14 protein-coding genes are annotated in these 16,349 nt (G+C 71.6%); 8 read left to right on the top strand and 6 right to left on the bottom strand.

The window, feature by feature from the left end; all coding sequences use genetic code 11:
* The first annotated feature begins 141 nt into the window (after nucleotides 1-141).
* The 6 genes from WMJ97_RS07065 to WMJ97_RS07040 all read left to right on the top strand — a co-directional run bounded on the left by WMJ97_RS07065 (nucleotide 142) and on the right by WMJ97_RS07040 (nucleotide 5,415).
* Nucleotides 142-1,137 carry an HAD-IIA family hydrolase gene (locus tag WMJ97_RS07065; RefSeq protein ID WP_347348277.1) on the top strand — a complete coding sequence of 332 codons (996 nt, stop codon included), beginning with the start codon at nucleotides 142-144 and terminating at the stop codon, nucleotides 1,135-1,137.
* A complete protein-coding gene (locus WMJ97_RS07060; RefSeq protein WP_347348276.1) occupies nucleotides 1,134-1,352 on the top strand; it encodes a hypothetical protein in 219 nt (72 codons plus the stop codon). Before WMJ97_RS07065 ends, WMJ97_RS07060 begins: the two co-directional genes overlap by 4 nt.
* A gap of 2 nt (nucleotides 1,353-1,354) precedes the next feature.
* The gene (locus WMJ97_RS07055; RefSeq protein ID WP_347348275.1) at nucleotides 1,355-2,101 is read left to right on the top strand and encodes a TlyA family RNA methyltransferase; all 747 of its coding nucleotides are present in this window, start codon (nucleotides 1,355-1,357) and stop codon (nucleotides 2,099-2,101) included.
* Between the two features lie 36 nt (nucleotides 2,102-2,137).
* A complete protein-coding gene (locus WMJ97_RS07050; protein ID WP_347348274.1) occupies nucleotides 2,138-3,076 on the top strand; it encodes an NAD kinase in 939 nt (312 codons plus the stop codon).
* A complete protein-coding gene (gene recN, locus WMJ97_RS07045) occupies nucleotides 3,076-4,758 on the top strand; it encodes a DNA repair protein RecN (RefSeq protein WP_347348273.1) in 1,683 nt (560 codons plus the stop codon). Before WMJ97_RS07050 ends, recN begins: the two co-directional genes overlap by 1 nt.
* 159 nt (nucleotides 4,759-4,917) lie before the next feature.
* Nucleotides 4,918-5,415: a DUF3145 domain-containing protein gene (locus tag WMJ97_RS07040; protein ID WP_347348272.1), complete on the top strand. Its 498-nt coding sequence runs from the start codon at nucleotides 4,918-4,920 to the stop codon at nucleotides 5,413-5,415.
* Between the two features lie 173 nt (nucleotides 5,416-5,588).
* Here the strand turns inward: WMJ97_RS07040 and WMJ97_RS07035 are convergent, their stop codons facing one another.
* From WMJ97_RS07035 to WMJ97_RS07010, 6 genes are all read right to left on the bottom strand, one after another.
* Nucleotides 5,589-7,010: a carboxyl transferase domain-containing protein gene (locus WMJ97_RS07035; RefSeq protein ID WP_347348271.1), complete on the bottom strand. Its 1,422-nt coding sequence runs from the start codon at nucleotides 7,008-7,010 to the stop codon at nucleotides 5,589-5,591.
* 149 nt (nucleotides 7,011-7,159) lie between these two features.
* Nucleotides 7,160-8,413 carry a beta-ketoacyl-[acyl-carrier-protein] synthase family protein gene (locus WMJ97_RS07030; protein ID WP_347348270.1) on the bottom strand — a complete coding sequence of 418 codons (1,254 nt, stop codon included), beginning with the start codon at nucleotides 8,411-8,413 and terminating at the stop codon, nucleotides 7,160-7,162.
* A 90-nt stretch (nucleotides 8,414-8,503) separates the two neighbouring features.
* Nucleotides 8,504-8,746 carry an acyl carrier protein gene (locus WMJ97_RS07025; protein WP_347348269.1) on the bottom strand — a complete coding sequence of 81 codons (243 nt, stop codon included), beginning with the start codon at nucleotides 8,744-8,746 and terminating at the stop codon, nucleotides 8,504-8,506.
* A 69-nt stretch (nucleotides 8,747-8,815) separates the two neighbouring features.
* On the bottom strand, nucleotides 8,816-9,811 hold the full coding sequence (locus WMJ97_RS07020) for a beta-ketoacyl-ACP synthase III (RefSeq protein ID WP_347348268.1): 996 nt from the start codon (nucleotides 9,809-9,811) through the stop codon (nucleotides 8,816-8,818).
* 2 nt (nucleotides 9,812-9,813) lie between these two features.
* Complete coding sequence (locus WMJ97_RS07015; RefSeq protein ID WP_347348267.1) at nucleotides 9,814-11,007, bottom strand: acyltransferase domain-containing protein; 1,194 nt, start codon at nucleotides 11,005-11,007, stop codon at nucleotides 9,814-9,816.
* 195 nt (nucleotides 11,008-11,202) lie between these two features.
* A complete protein-coding gene (locus WMJ97_RS07010; RefSeq protein WP_347348266.1) occupies nucleotides 11,203-12,381 on the bottom strand; it encodes a helix-turn-helix domain-containing protein in 1,179 nt (392 codons plus the stop codon).
* A gap of 73 nt (nucleotides 12,382-12,454) precedes the next feature.
* On the opposite strand from WMJ97_RS07010, the gene WMJ97_RS07005 reads away from it, so the two are divergent.
* Together WMJ97_RS07005 and aceE are read left to right on the top strand one after the other, a co-directional pair.
* Nucleotides 12,455-13,465: a PHP domain-containing protein gene (locus WMJ97_RS07005; RefSeq protein ID WP_347348265.1), complete on the top strand. Its 1,011-nt coding sequence runs from the start codon at nucleotides 12,455-12,457 to the stop codon at nucleotides 13,463-13,465.
* 105 nt (nucleotides 13,466-13,570) lie between these two features.
* Complete coding sequence (gene aceE / locus WMJ97_RS07000) at nucleotides 13,571-16,336, top strand: pyruvate dehydrogenase (acetyl-transferring), homodimeric type (protein WP_347348264.1); 2,766 nt, start codon at nucleotides 13,571-13,573, stop codon at nucleotides 16,334-16,336.
* Nucleotides 16,337-16,349 lie beyond the last annotated feature (13 nt).

Here is a 16,349-nt window from a genome sequence, read left to right as displayed (position 1 = left end):
CGAGCCCGAGCCCGAGCAGGATGATCCCGAGCAAGATGACGAGGCCCAGCAGGATGAGTCCGAGCCCGAGGCGGCGGAAGGGAATCTGATCGAGCCCGCGGACGTCCCCGACCCGCAGCCGGCAGGAGAGGACGACCAGGCATGAGCGCGATGATCGACGGCTACGACGTGGCCTTCTTCGACCTGGACGGGGTGATCTACCTCGGTCCCAACGCGGTCGACGGCGTCCCGGACGGCGTCGCGGCGCTCCGCGAGCGAGGCGTCCGGACGGTGTTCGTCACCAACAACGCCGCCCGCCCGGCGCAGACGGTGATCGACCAACTCCGCCAGATCGGCTACCCGTGCGAGTTCGACGACATCATCACGAGCGCGCAGGCGTCCGCGAGCTACCTGCAGCGCGTCCTGCCGGCGGGCTCGCGCGTGATGGTCGCCGGCACGCAGAACCTGGTCGACGAGGTCACGAACGCGGGCTTCGTGATCGCCGCGGACGCCGACGACTCCCCGGACGCCGTCATCCAGGGCTACGACCCCAACCTCCTCTGGTCGCGCCTCGACCAGGCCGGCTATGCCATCCAGGAGGGCGCGCGCTGGTTCGCGACCAACACGGACGCCAATCGTCCGACCGAGCGGGGCCTCGTCCCGGGTGTCGGCGCTGCGATCGACGCCGTCGGGTCGACCGTGTCGTTCCGCCCGACGATCATCGGGAAGCCGTACGCGCCGATGATGGAGGAGGCCGTCCGCCGCACGGGCGCCGAGCATCCGCTCTTCGTCGGCGACCGGCTCGACACCGACATCGCCGGGGCGGTCGGTGTGGGCATGGATTCCTTCCTCGTCTTCACGGGCGCCCATGGCAAGCACGAGCTCGTCCGGGCGGAGGCGTCCGAGCGGCCGACCTCGATCGGCTGGAGCGTCGCCTCCCTGCTCGAACCGCCACGAGTCGCGGCGGTGAGCGGGCGGTCGGCGACGTGCGGCGGCGCGACCGTCACCGCCCAGCCCGACGGCACCGCGACCGTCGAGGGCGACCTCGGCACGCAGTCGGCGCAGTTCGACGCCCTCTGGGCGCTCTGCCAGCTCTCCTGGAGCGGGCTGGTGACCGACCCGGACGCCGTCCTCGACCGGCTGGAGCTCATCCCGTGACCTCCCACGACGACCGCGGCGTCCACACCCCCGAGAACACCGACGCGCCGGCGACGCCGGCCCCGCAGACCGGGCACGAGCCCATCGACGCCGCGCTGCGCGGCGTCCGCCTGGACGACGACGTGCACACCCACCACGACGCGCTGTCGTCGGCGCTCGACCAGGTGCAGCAGGCGCTGAGCGACGCTCAGCGTCCCGGTGCCCCGCGCTCCTGACGGTGGCCCCCGGACGCCTCCGCCTGGACGCCGCCCTCGTCCGGCGCGGGCTCGCCCGATCGCGGGGACAGGCCCGCGACCTGATCGCGGCCGGGCGCGTCCGGGTGAACGGCGCACAGGCGGCGAAGGCGTCCCTTCCGGTGACGGACGCCGACCTCCTCGAGGCCGACGCCGACCCCTACGTCTCCCGCGCCGCCCACAAGCTGGTGGGGGCGTTGGAGGCGTCCGGGGTGCGCCCGCACGGCCGCGCGCTCGATGCCGGCGCGTCCACGGGCGGGTTCACCCAGGTGCTGCTGGAGCGCGGCTGCGAGCACGTCTACGCCGTCGACGTCGGCACCGGCCAGCTCGTCGACGCCCTCCGCCGCGACCCGCGCGTCACCGCCCGCGACCACCTGAACCTCCGCGACCTGACGCTCGCCGATGTCGGCGGGCGTCCGGTCGACCTGATCGTCGGTGACGTGTCGTTCATCTCGCTGACGCTGCTGCTCGAGCCGATGCTCGGCGTGCTTCGCGACGACGGTGTGGCGTTGCTCCTCGTCAAACCCCAGTTCGAAGTGGGACGCCGCGGGCTCGACTCCCACGGCGTCGTCACCGACCCGGCCCTGCGCGACCGGGCCGTCGATGCGGTTGTGGACGCCGCCCGCCCCCTCGGCTGGACGTGCGTCTGGCGCGGGCGCAGCACGCTGCCCGGAGGCGAGGGCAACGTCGAGTTCTTCGTCGAATTGAAACGGACAGCGGGCAACGCGTGAGCGGAATCGTCTGGTGGAGCGGTTAGGGTGAGCACCGTGACTCGCAACATCGCTATTGCGCTGCACGTGGCGCGAGAGGAAGCGCTGCGTGCGGCGGTCGACTTCCTCGTCGGGGTGTCGCAGGTCGACGTGGTCTGCTGGATGCGCAGCGAGCCGCTGCGGCTCATCCGCGACCGGCTGGGCGACACGGTGCGCGTGCAAGAGTTCGACGACGAGCACCTCGACCAGATCGAGCTCGCCGTCGTCTTCGGCGGCGACGGCACGATCCTCCGCGCTGCGGAGTGGGCGGTGCCCGCGGGCGTCCCGATTCTGGGGGTCAATCTTGGGCACGTCGGGTTCCTTGCCGAACTCGAGCAGAGCCAACTCGACACACTGCTGGAGCGGGTCGTGGCGTCCGACTACGACGTCGAAGAGCGGCTGTGCCTCGAGGTCGTCCTGAAAGACGAGCACGGCGTCGAGAAGTGGCGGTCGTTCGCCATCAACGAGGTGTCCATCGAGAAGGGCGCTCGTGAGCGCATGATCGAGGTGCTCGTCGAGATCGACGGGCGGCCGCTGCAGCGGTGGGGCACCGACGGCGTCCTGGTGGCCACGCCGACGGGGTCGACGGCGTACGCGTTCTCGGCGCAGGGGCCCGTGTTGTGGCCCGACGTGGAGGCGCTGCTCGTCGTCCCGCTGTTGGCGCACGCGCTGTTCGCGCGGCCGCTCGTGCTGAGCCCGCGGTCGTGCGTGCGGGTCACGATGCTGCCGGGCCAGTGGCCGGGCGGGGTCCTGTGGTGCGACGGGCGGCGGTCGACCGACGTGCAGGCGTCCGACATCATCGAGGTGCGTCGCGCGACGACGCCGCTGCGGCTCGCGCGCCTGAACAGGCAGCCGTTCGTCGAGCGGCTTGTGCGCAAGTTCGAGCTTCCCGTCGCCGGGTGGCGCGGGTCGGCCGAGCGCAGCCCCGGCGTCGAGATGCACGGCCCGCGGTCCTGATGCTGACCGAGTTGCGCATCGCCGACCTCGGCGTCATCGATGAGACGACGCTCGAGCTCGGGCCGGGCTTCACGGCCGTCACGGGTGAGACGGGCGCCGGCAAAACCATGGTCGTGAGCGGCGTCGGGCTGCTGCTCGGTGAGAAGGCGGCCAACCGGCTGATCCGGCGCGGCGCCAAACGCGCCCTCGTCGAAGGGCGGCTGACAGCCGACGAGACGCTGGCCGGGCGCGTCGGCGAACTCGGCGGGGAGGCCGACGACGGCGAGGTCATCCTGACCCGGCTGCTCACCTCCACCCGGTCGCGGGCGCTCGTCGGGGGCGTCCAGGTGCCGGTGGCCGCGCTCGCCGACACGGTCGGGGAGCGCGTCACCATCCACGGCCAGTCGGAGCAGCTTCGGCTCGGCACGCCCGAGCGGCAGCGCGAGGTGCTGGACGCCTTCGCCGGCCCCGCCTTCGCGGATCTCGCGGCCGACTACCGGCGCGACTACGAGCAATACCAGGCCTGGCGCGTCGAGCGCGACGACCTGGCCCGCGAGGCGCAGGCCCGCGCGCGCGAGCTGGCGATGCTCGAGTTCGGCCTGGGCGAGATCGAGAAGGCCGACCCTCAGCCCGGGGAGGACGCGGCGCTGCGCGCCGAGGCCCGCCGCCTGCAGGACGTCGACGACCTGCGCGCGTCCGCCCGCCAGGCCATCGTCGCGCTGGCCGGCGACGACGAGGCGTTCTCCGACGAGCCGACCGCCCTCGGGCTCGTCTCGGCGGCGCGCAAGGCGATCGAGGCGATCGCCGACGATCCGGCGATCGCCCCCGTGGGCGAACGGGTCGCCGAGGCCGGCTACCTGTTGGCGGACGCCGCCGGCGAACTCGCCGGCTACCTGGCCGGGCTGGACGCCGACCCCGCCCGGCTCGAATGGATCGCCGGACGCCTCGCCGAACTGCAGGCGCTGACGCGCAAGTACGGCGACACCATCGACGACGTGCTGGCCTGGGGCGAGCGGGCGTCCGCGGATGCCGCCCGGCTGGCCGGCGGCGACGAGCGCATCGCCGAGCTCGACGGGTTGCTCGCCGAGCGGGAGGCGTCCCTGCGCGAGCGCGCGGGCGAGCTGTCCCGGTTGCGGAAGCAGGCGGCGTCCGCGTTCGCGGATCGGGTGGAGGGGGAACTGGCCGAGCTGGCGATGCCGCGGGCCCGGCTGCTGTTCGAGGTCACCGACCTGGGCGAGCTCGGCCCGCACGGCAGCGACGCGGTCAGCCTTCTGTTCAGCGCGAATCCGGGTTCGGAGCCGGCGCCGCTGGCGAAGGTCGCGTCCGGGGGCGAGCTGTCGCGCGTCCGGCTCGGGCTCGAGGTGGTCCTCGCCGAGGGCAGCGCGGGCCACACGTTCGTCTTCGACGAGGTGGACGCCGGGGTCGGCGGCGCCGTCGCCCTCGAGATCGGCCGGCGGCTCGCCAGCCTCGCCCGGCACGCCCAGGTGATCGTGGTCACCCACCTCGCGCAGGTCGCAGCGTTCGCGGACCGCCAATTCGTGGTCGCGAAGTCCGACGACGGGCAGGTGACGACGTCGGGCATCCGTGAGGTCGCGGGGGAGGAGCGCATCGACGAGCTCGCCCGCATGATGGCCGGGCTGGGGAACTCGTCCGCGTCGCGGGCCCACGCCGCCGAACTGCTGCGGGCGGCGTCCGAGGGCTGAGGGCCGGTCAGCGGGCGAACGGGCCCCCGGGCCCACTTTGCGACATCTGTAACCAACTCGGGGTTGGCGGGCGGCGTCCGGTGGGGCAGAATGAAGAAATCACAAGCGCGTGGTTTCGCCGAGTGTGCAGGGGAAGGCATCACTCAGGGAAGGCACGCTATGACAACGACTCGCGGGATCGTCCAGATCCATTCGGCGCCGTCGGCGCTGTGCCCGCACATCGAGTGGGCCATCGGCGGCGTCCTTGGCGCGCCCGTTCATCTGTCCTGGGCGCCGCAGCCGGCCGAGCGCGGCGCCTACCGCACCGAGCTCGCCTGGAGCGGGCTGGCCGGGGCGTCCGCCGACATCGCGAGCGCGATGAAGCGGTGGGCGCGCGTCCGGTTCGAGGTGACCGAGGAGGCGTCGGCTCGCTGCGAGGCGTCCCGGTACTCGTACACGCCGTCGCTCGGCGTGTTTCACGCGCAGGTGGGCGCCCACGGGGACGTCCTCGTGCCCGAGGAGCGGCTGCGGAACGCCCTGCTCACCACCGCCGGCGATCCGGGCGCGCTGCGCGCCGCGGTCGACGCCCTGCTCGGCACCGCCTGGGACGCCGAGCTCGAGATCTTCCGCCAGGCCGGCGACGGCGTCCCCGTGCGCTGGCTGAACCGCGTGGGCTGAGGACGCCCGCGCCCTCGTGCAACGAGGCCCTGCCGAGCGTCGCCCGGCGGGGCCTCGTCATGACCGAACGGCCGCCTCCGGCCGTCAGAGAGGGATGTTCGTGTGTCTCGCGTTCGGGCTGACGCCCGAACTTGTTCGCACTCGGCATCCCCTCCGCCGGCCGTGACCGGCCGTCAGAGAGGGATGTTCGTGTGATAGCCGCGGACGCCGTGGTCGGCCTCGCGGATGGCCGCCGCGATCGTGGAGCGGGTGAGCTGCGGCTCGAGGATCTCGTCGACGACGCCGATCTCCACCGCCTTCTCGACGCCGCCCGCGCGCCGGGCGTGCTCGTCGGCGAGCTGCTGCTCGACCTCGGCGAGCTGGTCGGCGTCCACCTCGGCGAGCTTGCGCCGGTGCAGAATCCGGATCGCCGCGACCGGGCCCATCACCGCGACCTCCGCGCCCGGCCAGGCGAAGACCTTCGTCGCGCCCAGCGAGCGGCTGTTCATCGCGATGTACGCGCCGCCGTACGCCTTGCGCGTCACGATGGTCACGCGCGGCACGACGGCGTCGGCGAACGCGTGCAGCAGCTTCGCGCCTCGCCGGACGACGCCGTCCCACTCCTGGCCGACGCCCGGCAGATAGCCCGGGACGTCCACGAGGACGACCAGCGGCACGCCGAACGTGTCGCACAGCCGGACGAACCGGGCCGCCTTCTCCGCCGACAGCGAGTCCAGGCAGCCGCCGAGGCGCAGCGGATTGTTCGCCAGGACGCCCACGGTGCGGCCGCCGAGGCGTCCGAGACCGACGGTCACGTTGGGGGCCCAGCGCGCGTGCAGCTCGAAGAACGTCCCCTCGTCGAAGATGCCCTCGATGAGCGGGTGGACGTCGTAGGCGCGCTTCGGCGACTCGGGCAGCAACTCGAGCACGTCGACGTCCTGCACCTCCTGCCGGACGCCTCCCTGCGCGGCCAGCAGGTTCACGACCGTGCGGCCCTTGTCGAGCGCGTCGGGCTCGTTCTCGGCGGTCACATGCACGACACCGGACCGGCGGGCGTGCGTGTCGACGCCGCCGAGCCGCTCCATGTCGACGCTCTCGCCGGTCACCGACCGGACGACGTCGGGGCCGGTCACGAAGATGCGGCCCGTCGACGCCATGATGACGACGTCGGTGAGCGCCGGGCCGTACGCGGCGCCGCCGGCGGCCGCGCCGAGCACGATCGAGATCTGCGGGATCTTGCCGGACGCCTGCGTCATCGCGTGGAAGATGCGCCCGACGCCGTGCAGCGACAGGACGCCGTCGCCGAGGCGGGCGCCGCCGGAGTGCCAGATGCCGAGGATCGGCACCCGGTCGACCATCGCGCGCCGGTATGCCTGGACGACGACCTCGCAGCCGTCGACGCCCATCGCGCCGCCCATCACGGTCGCGTCCGAGCAGAAGGCCACCACGGGGGAGCCCATGATCGTGCCGGTCGCCGCGAGCATGCCGGAGCCGTCGTCGTCGCTGATGAGGTGCATCGAGCCCTCGTCGAGGAGGGCGGCGAGGCGGAAGTTCGGGTTGCGGGGGTCCTCCTCGCGCGGCACGCGCGGGGGCTTGGCCGGGGCCGTGGTCGTCATGCGGAGCTCCTGTCGATGGGGGCTGTCGTGTCGGCGACGGCGCCGCGAGGGCACTCGCTGTGGGGACGCGCGGTCGCTGACGAGGGGAAAATCGTGCGGTGATGGCAGGGCGAAGCCGGGTGGGCGGGGTCGCCCGCCCACCCGGTCGATCAGTTGATGTTCGCGTTCGTGTACGCGACCGCCACGTTCGACCCGCCGAAGCCGAACGAGTTGTTGATCGCCGCGAGGTCGCCCTCGGGCAGCGCACGAGCCTCGTTGGCCGCGATGTCGATGTCGAGGCCCTCCTCGGGATCGTGCAGGTTGATCGTCGGCGGGACGGAGCGCTCGTGCAGCGCCAGCACCGTCGCGATCGACTCGAGCGCGCCCGCCGCGCCGAGCAGGTGCCCGGTCATCGACTTGGTGCTGGTGACGACCACGTCGTCCGTCGCCGACCCGAGGGCCTGCCGGATCGAGTGGGCCTCCGTCACGTCGCCCTGCGGGGTCGACGTGCCGTGCGCGTTCACGTGCTTGATGTCCGACGCCGACAGCCCGCTCTCGCGGAGCGCCTTGATCATGGCGGACGCCTGCCCGTGCCCGGTCGGGTCGGGCTGCACGATGTCGTGGTTGTCGTTGCTGATGCCCGCGCCCGCGACGGTGCCGTAGATCGTCGCGCCGCGCGCCTGCGCGTGCTCGAGGCTCTCCAGAACCAGGACGGCCGAGCCCTCCGACAGGATGAACCCGTCGCGGCCCTTGTCCCAGGGGCGAGACGCCCCGGCCGGGTCGTCGTTGCGCCGCGACAGCGCCTGCATCTGGGCGAACGCTCCCAGCGGGAGGGGGTGGATCGTGGCCTCGGCGCCGCCGGCCACGACCACGTCCGCGCGGCCGAGCCGAATCTGATCGACGGCCAGCGAGATCGCCTCGTTGGACGACGCGCACGCCGACACCGGGCAGTAGGACGCCGCCGCCGCGCCGACCAGCAGGCCGACGTTCGCCGCGGACGCGTTCGCCATCAGCATGGGGATCGTGAAGGGGGAGACGCGGCGGAACCCGCGCTCCTTGTGGACGTCCCACATCCCCAGCAGGGTGTGCAGGCCGCCGATGCCGGAGCCGATCGCCACGGCGAGCCGCTCGTGGTCGACGGTGTTCTCCTCGCCGAAGCCATAGCCGGCGTGACCCCAGGCCTCGCGGGCGGCCACGAGGGCCAACTGGGCCGCGCGGTCGAGGCGACGCGCCTTCACGCGGTCGATGACCTCGGAGGGGTCGACCTTGACGTACCCGGCGATCTTGACGGGCAGGTCGTCCGCCCAGTCGTGCGGGATTCGGATGACGCCGGACTGGCCGGCCTTCATCGCGTCCCAGGTGGACGCCAGGTCGCCACCCAGCGGCGTCGTCGCGCCCATGCCGGTGATGACAACGTCAGTCATTGATCCTCCGCGGATTGTTGATCGGGAAAAAAGTTGGGTTCGAAGAAAGGTGGGCCCGGACGCCCGGGCTGGCCGGGCGTCCGGCGGGTGTCACTGGTGCGACTCGATGTAGGCGACGGCGTCGCCGACGGTCTTGAGGTTCTTGGAGTCCTCGTCGGGGATGGTGACGCCGAACTTCTCCTCGCAGCCGACGATGATCTCGACCATCGCGAGCGAGTCGACGTCGAGGTCATCGACGAACGACTTGTCGAGCTGAACGTCCTCGACCGGCACGCCGGCGACGTCGTTCACAAGCTCGGCGAGCTGCTGGCGGATCTCCTCGGTGGTGGCCATGTTTCTTTCTCCTTCGGTTGTTACTGCTAGGTACTTCTCCGGCGGGACGCCGGAAAGCGTGGGTGGGTGTCAGGGCAGACGGATGATCTGGCCCGCGTAGACGAGGCCGGCGCCGAACCCGATGATGAGGGCCAGGTCGCCGCTCTTGGCTTCGCCCGACTCGTACATGCCGACGATCGCGGTCGGGATGGACGCGGCCGAGTTGTTGCCGTGCGTCTTGATGGTCCGCGCGACCTTGATGTGCTTCGGCAGCTTCAGGTGCCGCAGCATCGAGTCCGTGATGCGGTTGTTGGCCTGGTGCGGGACGAAGACGTCCAACTCCTCGGGGGCCAGGCCCGCCTCGTCGAGAACGCGCTTGGAGGCGTCCGCGATGAAGCCGGTCGCCCAGCGGAAGACCGCCGCGCCCTCCATGTAGACCTGGGAGGGCTTGCCCTCCTCGACCGCCTGCGGCCAGTCGCGGGTCATCGTGATGACCTCGGCCTGTGAGCCGTCGGAGCCCCACACGACCGGGCTGATGCCCGTGGTGTCGCTCGGCCCGATCACGGCGGCGCCCGCCCCGTCGGCGAACAGGAACGCCGTCGAGCGGTCGTGGATGTCGGTGATGAGGGAGAGCGCCTCGACGCCGATCGCGACGACGTAGTGCGCCGAACCGGCCCTCACGAGCGCCTCGCCCTGGGCGATGCCGTAGCAGAAGCCCGCGCAGGCCGCGGAGATGTCGAAGGCGGCGGCGCCGTTCGCGCCGATCTTCGTGGCGACGCTGGTGGCCAGCGACGGGGTCTGCAGGAAGTGGGAGACGGTGGAGCAGATGACGGCGTCCACCTGCTCGGGCTTGATGCCGGCCTGCTCGATCGCCTGCTTCGCGGCGTCCACCGCCATCTGCTCGACGGTCTCGCCCTCGCCGATCCAGCGGCGCTCGGCGATGCCGGTGCGCTGCTGGATCCACTCGTCGGAGCTGTCGATGTAGGTGCACATCTCCGCGTTGTCGACGACCCGCGACGGGACGTAGGCGCCGATGCCGTAGATGCGCGCGAAGGGGCTGCCGGTGCTGGCCTTGATGTCGGTCACGATCAGATCTCCTGGGCGGGGTAGAGACGGACGAGGGGCTGGCCGGGGCTGACGAGGTCGCCGGGCTCGACGAGCCACTCGGTGACCTGGCCGCCGTTCTCGGCGTGGACCTGGATCGACTCGCGCAGGTTCGCGACCGACCCGATGACCGCGCCGGGCTCGAGGTCGGCCCCGTCGGCCAGGCCGTCGGCGCGCTGGAACTCGCCCTTGGCGGGGGAGACCACCATCAGCCACGGCATGTTCGTGGTGCGGGCGTGATGCTCTTCGAGGTCGCTGTGCCGCGCGACGAAGTCGGCGGCGCCCGGCAGGTCGTCGGGGGTGTTCAGGGTGAACAGCTCGACGCCCTTCATGTTGCGCTTCGCGATGCCCGTGAGCGTCTTGGCCGGGGGCAGTTCGAGGAGGCCGGTGACGCCAAGGTCGGTCATGGTCTGCATGCACAGGTCCCACCGGACGGGGAGGGTGACCTGGTTCACCAGGCGCTGGAGGTACTCGTCGCCCGACTGGACGACCTGGCCGTCGGCGTTCGACAGCAGCCGCGTCCGCGGGGCGTGGGTCGTGATCGCGCCGGCGAGCTTCTCGAGGTGCTGCTTGCCGGGGAGCATGTACTGGGTGTGGAACGCGCCGGCGACGCTGAGCGGGATGATCCGCGCCTTGGCCGGCGGGTTCTCCTTCAGCTTCGCGAGCATCGTCAGCGAGCCGGCCGCGACGACCTGGCCCGAGCCGTTGTTGTTCGCGGGCGTCAGGCCGAGGTTGTCGAGCGCGGCCAGGACCTCCTCGGGGTCGCCGCCCAGGACGGCCGACATGCCCGTCGGCTCCAGCGCGGACGCCTCGGCCATCGCCTTGCCGCGCTCGCGGACGAACACCATCGCCTGCTCGGCCGACAGGACGCCGACCGCGCCGGCGGCGGTGATCTCGCCGACCGAGTGGCCCGCGGCCACGCCGGTGCGGCGGAACCCGTCGGCGGGCGACGGGAACAGCTCGAGGGCGGTGAGCATTCCCGCGGCCACGAGGAGCGGCTGGGCGATCGCCGTGTCGCGGATGGTCTCCGCGTCGGCTTCGGTGCCGTAGTGCACGAGGTCGAGGTTGGCGACGGTCGACAACCAGGCGAGCCGGGTGGCGAAGGTGCTCTCCTCCAACCACGGGCTCAGGAATCCGGGGGTCTGAGCGCCCTGGCCGGGCGCGACGATGGCTAACACGGTTCACACTCTTTCGCTTTTCGGTCACCCCTGCGGGGGTTGGCACGACAAAGTTTCGCGGCTGTGTTTTGTGGGAACTCTACAAAACGCCGGAGACACGTGTCCCTCTTGTGGGCGGGTGTCGGGCGTCCCCGCCGGGCGGCGGCGCCCGGTCTGCGAGGTGAGGAAACGCCCGTGTCAGGGCGGGTTGACCGCTCAGGTGAGCAGGCGTCCGAGGGTGAGAGCGAGGCGGAGGGCGTAGGCGTCCCGCGGGCTTTGGGGGTCGTAGCCGGTGAGGTCCGCGATGCGGCCCAGCCGGTAGCGGACGGTGTTCGCGTGGATGAACAGGCCCCGCGCGGTCGCCTCGATCGTGCCGGCCTCGAGGAAGGTCTCCAGGGTCTCCAGCAGGTCGCCCCCGTGCTCGTCGAGCCTCCTGACGACGGAATGGGCGAGCGCGCGCCGGGCGTGCCCGTCGCCGGCGAGCGCGCGCTCGGGCAACAGGGCGGACGCCGCGACCGGCCGGGGCGCGCCCGGCCAGGCGGGCGCGGCGCGGCGTCCGGACAGGGCGGCGCGGGCGCTCTTGACCGCCCGGCCCAGCCCGTCGACCACCGGCCCGACCACGATCGGACCGGGGCCGAAGGCGTCCGTGAGGCGCGTGGAGGCGTCCAGCGCGCCGTGATCGTCGTCGAACGGCCCGCCCAGCAGGACGACCAGCCGGTCGCCCTGCGGCGCGGAAAGGATGTCGAGGTCGAGGCGCGTCGCGAGGTGCCGGAGTTCCTCGCCGACCCCCGCCCGGTCGGGCAGGTCGCCGATGACCACGGCCACCGACGAGCGCGGCCGCCAGCCGAGCGTGGACGCGTGCGCCAGGACGCCTTCGTCCACCTCGCCGCGGATGACGGCGTCCATGACCAGAGCCTCGAGGCGGGCGTCCCAGGCGCCGCGGGACTCGGCGGCGCGCGCGTACACCTCCGCCGCGTCGAAGGCGACCTCGCGGGAGTAGTGGAGCATCGCCGTCTCGAGGACGGTCCGGTCGCCGCGCGGCATGACCGCCGAGATCTGCTCCTCGACCGTGTCGACCGTCGCCCGGATCAACGCCACCGCTTGCTGCAGGGTGATCGACCGCATGAGCGAGCGCGGGGCCCCGTGGAAGATGTTGACCGGCCCGGTCGACATGGCCCCCTCGGCGAACCAGTCCGCGAACCCGTCCACCCCCGCCCGGACGACGAGCGTGATCGACGCCCTGTTCTCGGCGTCCAGCTCGTTGAACCAGGGGTAGCGCTCGGCCATCGTGGCGAGCGCGAGCGTCGTGATCTCGGCGGACGCCGCCGCCAGCCGCTTCAACACGGCAGCACGGGCGCGGGGGCCCGGAACCCACGCGGGGGACTTGGCGCTCATCAGGAACCTCCTCGCTGTCTGGGGCAGCCTAATGGTCCGCGGAGGAGTCGCGCCCGGTGACTACGCTGTCCCCGTGATCGACCCGATCGGGGCCCTGCGCGAGATCGCCTACCTCCTCGAGCGCACCGGCGGCCAGGCGCGGCGCGCCCAGGCCTACCGGCGCGCCGCCGGCGTCCTGGAGGGTCTCGATCCTGCCCGCCGGGCCGACGTGGACGCCGCCCGCGCCTGGTCGTCGTTGCCGGGCATCGGGCCGTCGACGGCGTCCGTGATCGCCCAGGCGGTGGCCGGCCAGGTGCCGGGCCGCCTCGCCGAGTTGCGGGCCGCGCGGGAACCGCTCGTGCCCGGGGAGGTGCCCCTGCTGGCCGACCTACGCGGCGACCTGCACACCCACTCCGACTGGTCGGACGGGTCGAGCTCGGTGGAGGAGATGATGCTCTGCGCCCAGGCGCTCGGGCACGAATACTGCGTGGTCACCGACCATTCGCCGCACCTCACGGTCGCGCACGGCCTCGACGCGGAGCGGCTCACGGCCCAACTCGAGCTCATCGCCGACCTCAACGCGGTGCTCGACCTGAGGGTGCTCTCCGGCATCGAGACCGACATTCTCGACGACGGAAGCCTCGACCAGGCCCCCCGCATGCTGGCCCGCCTCGACGTCGTCGTCGCCAGCGTCCACAGCAAACTGCGCATGGACGCCGCGGCGATGACGCGGCGCATGGTCACGGCGATCGCGAACCCCCGCACCAACGTCCTGGGTCACTGCACCGGACGCCTCGTGGCCGGCGACCGCGGCACGCGGCCGCCGTCGTCCTTCGACGCGGAGGTCGTCTTCGAGGCCTGCCGCCAGTTCGACGTCGCCGTCGAGATCAACAGCCGCCCCGAGCGGTGCGATCCGCCGGACGACCTCCTCGCGCTGGCGTCCGAGGTCGGCTGCCTGTTCGCGATCGACACCGACGCGCACGCCCCGGGCCAACTGGAGTTCCAGGCGTACGGTGCAGCACGCGCGCAGAGGGCCGGCATCGGGCCCGAGCGCGTGATCAACACGTGGCCTCTCGAGAGGCTGCTGCAGTGGGCTACGCTCTAGCCGGAGCGCCCGATTCCTACACTCCGTCGTGGCGGAACGTCCCCGGATGCGCGAGGATGGGCACCGAACTTCTCACCATCGAGAAACAGCGAGAAAGGACGCCGCGTGCCTCGAAGCGACAAGGCGGGACCGATCCTCAACGGCCTCCCCACGAATCTCCCCGACATCGACTCCGAAGAGACCGCCGAATGGCTTGAGTCTCTCGACGGGCTGATCGAGGCGACGGGGCGTAACCGCGCCCGTTACGTCATGCTCAAGCTGCTGGAGCGGGCACGCTCGCGGCGGCTCGGCGTCCCGTCGCTGACGGCGACCGACTACGTCAACACCATCGGGCCGGAAGAAGAGCCCTGGTATCCGGGCGATGTCGATCTGGAGCGCAAGTTCCGGCGCCTCGTCCGGTGGAACGCCGCGGTCATGGTGCACCGGGCGCAGCGGCCCGGCATCGGCGTCGGCGGCCACATCTCCAGCTACGCGTCGTCGGCGACGCTGTACGAGGTCGGCCTGAACCATTTCTTCCGGGGCAAGGATCACCCGGGCGGCGGCGATCAGGTCTTCTGGCAGGGTCACGCGAGCCCCGGCATATACGCGCGCGCCTACCTCGAGGGACGCCTCGAAGAGGCCGACCTGGACGGCTTCCGCCAGGAGAAGAGCCACATCGTGGACGGCAAGATCCGGGCTTTGCCGAGCTACCCGCACCCCCATCAGATGGACTGGTTCTGGGAGTTCCCGACCGTCTCGATGGGCATCGGCCCGATCAACGCCATCTACCAGGCGCAGTTCAACAAGTACCTGCACAACCGCGGCCTGAAGGACACGTCGCAGCAGCACGTCTGGGCGTTCCTCGGCGACGGCGAGATGGACGAGGTCGAGAGCCGCGGCGCCCTGCAGTGGGGGGCGTTCGAAGAGCTCGACAACCTCACGTTCGTGGTCAACTGCAACCTGCAGCGCCTCGACGGCCCGGTGCGCGGCAACGGCAAGATCATGCAGGAGCTCGAGGCGTTCTTCCGGGGCGCCGGCTGGAACGTGATCAAGGTCGTCTGGGGCAGCCAGTGGGACGAGCTGCTCGCGAAGGACAAGGACGGCGCGCTCGTCAACGTGATGAACACGACGTCCGACGGTGACTACCAGACGTTCAAGGCGAACGACGGCAAGTACGTCCGCGATCACTTCTTCGGGCGCGACCCGCGCACGGAGAAGATGGTCGAGGGGTGGGACGACGACCGCATCTGGCACCTGACCCGCGGCGGCCACGACTACCGCAAGGTGTACGCGGCCTACGACGCGGCCACGAAGTTCACCGGCGCCCCGACCGTCATCCTCGCCCACACGATCAAGGGCTACTTCCTCGGCCAGCACTTCGCCGGGCGCAACGCGACCCACCAGATGAAGAAGTTCGCGCTCGACGACCTCAAGCAGTTCCGCGACCGTCTCGACATGCCGGTCAGCGACCAGCAGCTCGAGGAGAACCCGTACGAGCCGCCGTTCATCCGGCCGGAGGCGTCCGACGATCGCATCGCCTACGCTCTCGAGCGTCGCCGCGTGCTCGGCGGCGGCGTCCCCGAGCGCCGCACGAGCTGGACCAAGAAGCTCAAGCTGCCCGACGACAAGGCCTACGCCAGCGTCAAGAAGGGCTCGGGGCACCAGCAGATCGCGACCACGATGGCCTGGGTGCGTCTGCTCAAGGACCTCATGCGCGACAAGGAGTTCGCGCCCCACGTCGTGCCGATCATCCCCGACGAGGCGCGCACGTTCGGCATGGACTCGTTCTTCCCGACGATCAAGATCTACAGCCCGCACGGCCAGAACTACACGCCTGTCGACCACGAGCTGATGCTGTCGTACCGCGAGGCGAAGACCGGGCAGATCCTGCACCTCGGCATCAACGAGGCCGGCTCGGTGGCCGCGTTCACTGCCGCCGGCACGTCGTACGCGACGCACGGGCTGCCCATGGTCCCGATCTACATCTTCTACTCGATGTTCGGCTTCCAGCGCACCGGCGACGCGATGTGGGCGGCGGGCGACCAGCTCGCCAAGGGCTTCATGCTCGGCGCCACGGCCGGCCGCACCACGCTGACCGGTGAGGGCACGCAGCACATGGACGGGCACAGCCCGATGCTGGCGGCCACGAACCCGGCGGTCGTCCAGTACGACCCGGCCTACGCCTACGAGATCGCGTACATCATGCAGGAGGGCCTGCGCCGCATGTACGGCGACGATCCCGAGGAGATCATGTACTACCTCACGGTGTACAACGAGCCGATCGTCCAGCCGCGCGAGCCGGAGAACGTCGACGTCGAAGGCATCCTCAAGGGCATGTACCTGCTCAAGGAGGGCTCGACCGAGGGCGTGGGCGAGGACGCGCGTCGCGCGCAGTTGCTGGCGTCCGGCGTCGGCGTCCCGTGGGCGCTGGAGGCCCAGGAGTTGCTCAAGAACGACTGGGGCATCGTCGCCGACGTGTGGTCGGTGACGTCGTGGACCGAGCTGCGCCGCGATGCGATGGAGTGCGACGAGCAGCGGTTCCTGCACCCCGACGCCGAGCAGCGCGTGCCGTACCTCACCCAGCGGCTGGAGGGGCGTCCGGGCCCGGTCGTGGCCGTGTCGGACTACATGCGCCAGGTGCAGGACCAGATCGCACAGTGGGTCCCGCAGCAGTGGGGTTCGCTGGGCGCAGACGGGTTCGGGTTCTCCGACACCCGCGCAGCGGCCCGGCGGTTCTTCCACATCGACGGCCCGTCGATCGCAGTGCGCGCCATGCAGTTGCTGGCCGAGTCGGGCGAGCTCGATCCCGACCTGCCCCGGCAGGCCGCGGAGAAGTACGACCTGCTCAATGTGAACGCGGGTTCCTCCGGTAACGCGGGCGGCGACGCCTAAGGACGCCGGCTGA

This window comes from Nigerium sp., from assembly GCF_039811905.1.
Classification (GTDB): domain Bacteria; phylum Actinomycetota; class Actinomycetes; order Propionibacteriales; family Propionibacteriaceae; genus Propioniciclava.
This window is presented reverse-complemented; position numbering and strand designations above follow the sequence as displayed.